The sequence below is a fragment of the Kitasatospora sp. NPDC048722 genome (genome assembly GCF_040650235.1).
Taxonomy (GTDB): domain Bacteria; phylum Actinomycetota; class Actinomycetes; order Streptomycetales; family Streptomycetaceae; genus Kitasatospora.
The window spans coordinates 1-6530 of the sequence record NZ_JBEZGX010000125.1; the positions used below are offsets into that span (position 1 = coordinate 1).

At 71.5% G+C, this 6530-nt stretch carries 4 protein-coding genes; 3 read left to right on the plus strand and 1 reads right to left on the minus strand.

The window, feature by feature from the left end; genetic code table 11:
• Positions 1-84: 84 nt before the first annotated feature.
• Entirely contained in the window at positions 85-576 is a 492-nt protein-coding gene (locus AB0C76_RS40785) for a DUF1269 domain-containing protein (protein WP_359975685.1), read from the minus strand.
• A 308-nt stretch (positions 577-884) separates the two neighbouring features.
• On the opposite strand from AB0C76_RS40785, the gene AB0C76_RS40790 reads away from it, so the two are divergent.
• The 3 genes from AB0C76_RS40790 (at position 885) to sulP (ending at position 6410) form a co-directional block, all read left to right on the plus strand.
• Entirely contained in the window at positions 885-1832 is a 948-nt protein-coding gene (locus AB0C76_RS40790) for a polyphosphate kinase 2 family protein (protein ID WP_359975688.1), read from the plus strand.
• A 39-nt stretch (positions 1833-1871) separates the two neighbouring features.
• Positions 1872-4616, plus strand: a complete 2745-nt coding sequence (locus tag AB0C76_RS40795; protein WP_359975691.1) for an HAD-IC family P-type ATPase — start codon at positions 1872-1874, stop codon at positions 4614-4616.
• Positions 4617-4685: 69 nt separating this feature from the next.
• A complete protein-coding gene (gene sulP, locus AB0C76_RS40800; RefSeq protein ID WP_359975694.1) occupies positions 4686-6410 on the plus strand; it encodes a sulfate permease in 1725 nt (574 codons plus the stop codon).
• Positions 6411-6530 lie beyond the last annotated feature (120 nt).

A 6530-nucleotide genomic window follows, 5' to 3' on the forward strand; every position in this document is an offset into this window, starting at 1 on the left:
CTGGATGTTGGCGCTGTCGGTGAGGATCAGCACGTCGTAGAGCACGAGGCCGTTGGCGTCGGTGCCGGGCTCCGGTGCGGGGTGTCACTCGCCTTCGGCGAACGCCTCGCGCAGGCGGGCCTCTTCTTCCCCGGTGAGGTTCGTCTCGATGAGTTCGGCGTGCCGGCCCTCGAACTCGGACCTGACCCGGTCGAGCACGGCATCGGAGCTGAGGACGAACAGCGCGGAGGTGCCGGGCGTCACCTTCTTCCGCACCCCCTTGATGAAGTCGTCGTCGATGCCGAGGTGAGCGAGATGCCCGCCCAGAGCACCTCCGGCCGCACCGACCGCGGCGCCGAGCAGGGGGACGAAGAAGATCATCCCGAGGAGGAAGCCCCAGAAGGCGCCGCCCAGGGCACCCATGCCGGTCATGTCGCCCAGGTGGCGGGTCCGGGGTTTCCTGGCCCCCTCCGGCCAGCTGATCACGGCGCCGTCCTGGACCTTGATCAGCTCCTGGCGCTGCAGCTTCATCAGAGTGTCGAGGGCGTCATCGGCTCCGGTCGGGGTGGGAAAGCGCCATACCGTCAGGGTCGCCATCGTGGCCTCCGTTTGCAGGGGGATGCAGGGACAGGCCCATCGTCGGCCCGGGCCGGGGGCTGTGCCGCACGACCACGACGGGAACGGGACCGGGGCCACACGGTCGGCGGTCCCTCCGGCGGGCCGGCCCGGACGGACGCCGCCGGATTGCCGTCGGCACCCGGCGGCCACAGCCTGGCAGGTAGCACTCTCCCGTGCAGGTCGGCCACGGTCGGCTCCGGTCGATCCGCGTCGCGGACGCCGGTGCGGGCGGGCCACCCCGGCGGGCCGCGGAACGCCCGCCGGATCCGAGAGGACTGGTACGGGCGATGTCGGACGGACGGACGGGCAAGCGCATTGCGAAGTTCATCAAGCCGCTGCGGGTGAAGCCGGGGTCGCGGGTCGACCTCGCGGAGGACTTCGACCCCCGGTACCGGGCCGGCATGAAGAAGCGCGAGGGCGTGGAACTGCTGCGCATCGGTGTGTCGCTGCTGTCGGAGTACCAGGCGAGGCTCGCCGCCCAGGACACCTACGGCGTGCTGCTCTGCCTCCAGGCGATCGACGCCGGCGGGAAGGACGGGACGATCCGCCACGTCATGAGCGGGGTGAACCCGCAGGGCGTCCACGTGAGCAGCTTCAAGGTGCCGTCCGCGGAGGAGCTCGACCACGACTACCTGTGGCGCTACGCGCAGCGGCTGCCCGCGCGCGGGGACATCGCGATCTTCAACCGGTCGCACTACGAGGAGGTCCTCGTGGTGCGCGTCCACCCGGAGAACCTGGACCGTCAGAAGCTGCCGGAGGAGGCGAAGGGAGCCGGGGTCTGGCACCGCCGCTACCGCGAGATCAACGACTGGGAGCGCTATCTGACCGACAACGGGTTCAAGGTGGTGAAGATCTTCCTGAACCTCTCCAAGGAGGCCCAGCGCACCCGGTTCCTCAAACGGATCGACCTGCCCGAGAAGAACTGGAAGTTCTCCGCGGCCGACGTCCGCGAGCGCGAGTGGTGGGACGACTACCAGGAGGCGTTCTCCGAGATGCTCTCGGCCACGAGCACGCCGTGGGCGCCCTGGTACGTCGTTCCGGCCGACCGCAAGTGGTTCGCGCGCATCTCGGCGGCCGCCATCCTCGCTCACACGCTGATCGGGATCGATCCGCAGTACCCGACGGTCGACAAGCGGGCCAGGAAGGACCTTCTCGCGGCCAAGCGCGGACTGGAGAAGGAGGCCCCCGAGGGGGCCGCGCGCGATCCGTACGCGGCGCGGCACCGGGCCGACTGACGCTTCGGTGGACCGTCGCGGATCGTGAGGAGATGGAAGATGGCGCAGCAGGCTGACGGGTCCGGACCGCAGGAGTCCCCGGGGCCCTGGTACGCGCGGACGCCGGAGGAGGTCGCGGCCCGGCTCGGGGTCGATCCGGCCGTCGGGCTCAGTGCGGTCCGGGCGGCGGAGCTGCTGGCCGTCCACGGCCCGAACGCGCTGCCCGAGGAGGAGCAGCGGCCCGGCTGGCTGCGCTTCCTCGACCAGTACCGCAGCTACATGCAGATCATCCTGGTGGCCTCGGCCGTGATCTCGTTGGCGATCAAGGAGTGGACCACCGCGGTCCTGCTCCTCGTGCTCACCCTCTTCAACGCGCTCGTGGGCCTGCGCCAGGAGGGCAAGGCCGAGAGCGCGATGAACGCGCTGAAGTCGATGATGGAGGCGACGGCGCGGGTCCGCCGGGACGGGGCGGAGGCGGAGGTCCCCGCCGAGGAGCTGGTGGTCGGCGACGTCGTGCTCGTCTCGGCGGGCGACGAGGTCCCGGCGGACGGCCGGATCGTCGAGGCCAGCTCGCTGCAGATCGACGAGTCGGCGCTGACCGGCGAGAGCGTCCCGGCCGCGAAGGACGCGGGCACCCTGGCGGGCGAACGCCTCGGCCCGGGGGACCAGACGAACATGGCGTTCATGAACACCCCGGTCACCCACGGCAGCGGACTGCTCGTCGTCACCGCGACGGGTTCCGGCACCGAACTGGGCAAGATCTCCGGGATGCTGTCGGCGACGAAGAAGGAACAGTCGCCGCTCACCCGCGAGCTCAACACCCTGACGCTGTGGATCGCGGCGGCGGCCGGGCTGACCATGGTGGTGATGTTCGCGCTCGGCCGCGGCCGCGGCCAGGCCTGGGACGCCCTGTTCGTCAGCGCGGTCTCGTTGGCCATCGCTGCCATCCCGGAGGCGCTGCCCACCGTCAGCCAGGTGATCCTCTCCGTCGGCAGCCTCAACCTGGCCAGGCGCAACGCGATCGTGAAGGACCTACCGTCGGTCGAGACCCTCGGCTTCACGTCGGCCGTCAACTCGGACAAGACGGGCACCCTGACGATGAACCAGATGACGGTCGTCGAGGTGCTCAGCCCCACCGACCGGTACACCGTCTCGGGTACCGGCTACGGCCTGGAGGGCAGGATCCACCACGCCGCGGGCTCCTCCCCGAGCATCGAGGACGCGGTGCTGCCCTACCTGGTCGCCAACGACGCGAAACTGGTCGACGGCCAGGTCGTCGGTGACCCGACCGAAGGCGCCCTGCTCGTCCTCGCTCACAAGGCCGGGCTGGACATCGACGCCACCCGGGAACGCTTCCCCCGCCTGGCGACCCTGCCGTTCGATCCCGAGTACAAGCTGATGGCCGGCTTCACCGAGGCGAAGGACGCGGACGGCCGGCCGGTGGTGCGGTGCTTCGTCAAGGGAGCGGCCCCCGCCGTGACGGCCCGGGCGGCCTCCGCGCTGGCGGACGGCGCGGTCGTCCCCTGGGACGAGGACCTCCGCGGGCGCGCCCAGGCGCAGACCGAGCGGATGGGCGGCGAGGGCCTGCGGGTGATGGCGGCCGCCTACCGCGACCTGGACCCGGCGGACTTCGACCCGGACGGCGATCTCCTGGCCCTGGTCACCGACCTGCGGATGACCAGCCTGGTGGGCATGGTCGACCCGCCCCGCGAGGAGTCGAGGGCCGCCGTGGCCAGCGCGCAGGCCGCGCACATCCGGGTGCGCATGGTGACGGGGGACGACGTCACCACCGGTGCGGCCATCGCCCGCCGGCTCGGCATCAGCGGCGAGGCGATGCTGGGGGCCGACTTCGCCGCGCTGCCGGAGCACGAGCGGCTGGCCCGGATCGACGGCATCGGCGTGGTCGGCCGCGTCGCGCCCGAGCACAAGGTGCTGCTCGCGGACACGCTCAAGAAGAAGGGCGACGTGGTCGCGATGACCGGGGACGGGGTCAACGACGCGCCCGCCATCAAGGCCGCCGACATCGGCATCGCCATGGGCAGCGGCACCGACGTGGCGAAGAACGCCGGCCGGATGGTCCTCGCCGACGACAACTTCGCCACCATCGTCTACGCGGTGGCGGAGGGCCGGAAGCTCTACGACAACCTCACCAAGTACATCCGCTTCGTCCTGGTGCTCCTGGTGACGTTCGTGCTGACCTTCCTCGGCGCCGCGGTCCTGAACATCGCCGCCGGGGAGCCGTTCACCCCGCCGCAGGTGCTGTGGATCCACTTCGTCGTCAACGCCCCGTTCGGGTTCGCCCTGGGGTTCGACCGGGAGAGCCCCGGACTGATGCGGAGGATCCCGCGTCCGCGCGGGGAGTCGGTGCTGACCGGGCCCGTGGTGATCACCGTCGGTCTCGCCGGGCTGGCCGTCACGGTCGCCCTGCTCTCCCTGATCAAGCTCGGCCAGGCGCACTACGGCAGCGCACAGATCGGCAACTCGATCGCCTTCACCGCCTTCGCGCTCTGCCTGATCGTGGCCGCCTACGAGTGTCGCAGCGAGCGTGCCTCGGTGCTCGGCCTGCGCACCTTCGACAGCAGGCAGATGAACCGGGCCGCCCTCGGAGAGTTCGTCCTGGCGGTGCTCGTCACCCAGATGGACGCGTTCCACCGCATGCTCGGCACCACCGACATCAGCGCCCGGCAGTTCGGGTGGGCCCTGCTCGCCGCGGTCGCGCTCCTGCTCCTCTGGGAACTGGGCAAGCTCCTGGCCCGCAGGGCGGCGGCACGCCAGGACGGGGCGGAGGCCGCCGGCCGTCCGTGACGACGACGGCCCGGAGACTCTCGACGCTTTGAGCGGGCCGCCCCGGGGCCGCCCGAGGGAAGGAGACCCATGCCTGCCGGTGCCCCCGACGAAGGGTGGCGCCGCATGGTGCCGGCTCTGCCGGGACTCGCGGTGCTCCGAGGCTACCGGCGTGACTGGCTGCGGGGGGATCTGCTGGCCGGTGCCACGGTGGTGGCCTACCTCGTGCCCCAGGTCATGGCGTACGCGAGCGTGGCAGGTCTGCCGCCCGTCACCGGGCTGTGGGCGATCCTGCCCGCGATCGTCCTGTACGCCCTCGTCGGCTCCTCCCGTCTGCTGTCGGTCGGGCCCGAGTCGACCACGGCTCTGATGACAGCCACCGTGATCGGGCCGTTGGCCGGCGGGGACACCGCCCGCTACGCCGTCCTGGCCGCGAGCCTCGCGGTGGTGGTCGGCCTGCTGTGCGTGCTCGCATGGCTGGGCAGGCTGGGCTTCGTCGCCGACCTGCTCTCGCGGCCGGTGCTGATCGGCTACCTGGCCGGCGTGGCGCTGATCATGATCGTGGACCAGCTGTCGAAGCTCACCGGGGTCGATGTGCGGGGGGAGGGGTTCTTCCCCCAGCTGGCATCGTTCCTTTCGAACGTCACCGAGGCGAACGTGCCGACGGTCGTCTTCAGCGCCGCGACCCTGCTCTTCCTCCTCCTGCTGGCCCGTCTCCTGCCGAGCCTGCCGGGCCCGCTGCTGGCCGTCGTGCTCGGCACCGCCGTCTCGGCGGCGTTCTCGCTCAAGGACCACGGGCTCGCGGTGATCGGCGACATCCCGGCGGGCCTGCCCCGTCCCGCGGTGCCGGACCTGTCCGAGCTGTCCAAGCTCGCGCTGCCCGCGTTGGGCATCCTCCTGGTCGGGTACACCGACTTCATCCTCACCGCGCGTGCCTTCGAGGATTCCGGCGAGGGGCGGCAACTGGACGCCAACCAGGAACTGCTGGGTCTGGGGGCGGCCAACCTCGGCGCCGGCTTCTTCCAGGGCTTCCCGGTGAGCAGCAGCGCCAGCCGGACCGCCCTGGCCCAGTCGGCGGGAGGGCACAGCCAGTTGTACGGGCTCACGGCCGGCGTCGGCGTGGTCGCGGTGCTGCTGTTCCTCAGCCCGCTGCTGCACGACACGCCGGATGCGGTGCTGGGCGCCCTGGTCGTGTTCGCCGCGATCCGGATGATCGATGTCGCCGGCTTCCGGCGACTGGCCTCCTTCCGGCGCCGTGAGCTGCTGCTGGCGCTCGGCTGCATGATCGGCGTGCTGAGCCTGGACATCCTCTACGGGGTGCTGGTCGCGGTGGGGTTCTCGGTGGTCGAACTGCTCAGCCGGGTCGCGCGGCCGCACGACGCCGTGCTCGGCCTGGTGCCGGGCGTCGCCGGGATGCACGACGTCGACGACTACGCCGAGGCGCGGACCGTCCCCGGTCTGCTGGTCTACCGCTACGACTCCCCGCTGTTCTTCGCCAACGCGGAGGACTTCCGCCGTCGCGCGCTGGCCGCCGTGGCCGAACAGGTCGAGCCGGTGCGGTGGTTCGTCCTCAACACTGAGGCGAACGTCGAGGTGGACATCACCGCGCTGGACTCGCTGGACGCGCTGCGGCTCGAACTGAACGCCCGCGGCATCGTGTTCGCACTGGCCCGGGTCAAGCAGGACCTCCGCGACGAACTCGACGCGTACGGCCTGAGCGAATCGCTCGGCTCCGATCGGATGTTCCCCACCCTGCCCACGGCGGTGGCCGCCTACCTGGCCTGGGCGCGGGACGAGGGTGTCGCGGACGGTTGACGCGGCCGTGACAGCGAGCGTGACCGTGAGCGCCCGCCCGGTGCGGCGTCCGCCCGGCGTCCGCCCGGCGGCCGCTCCGGCCGTCCGCGCGAGGCCTCGACGGGTGCCACCCGTCGGAAC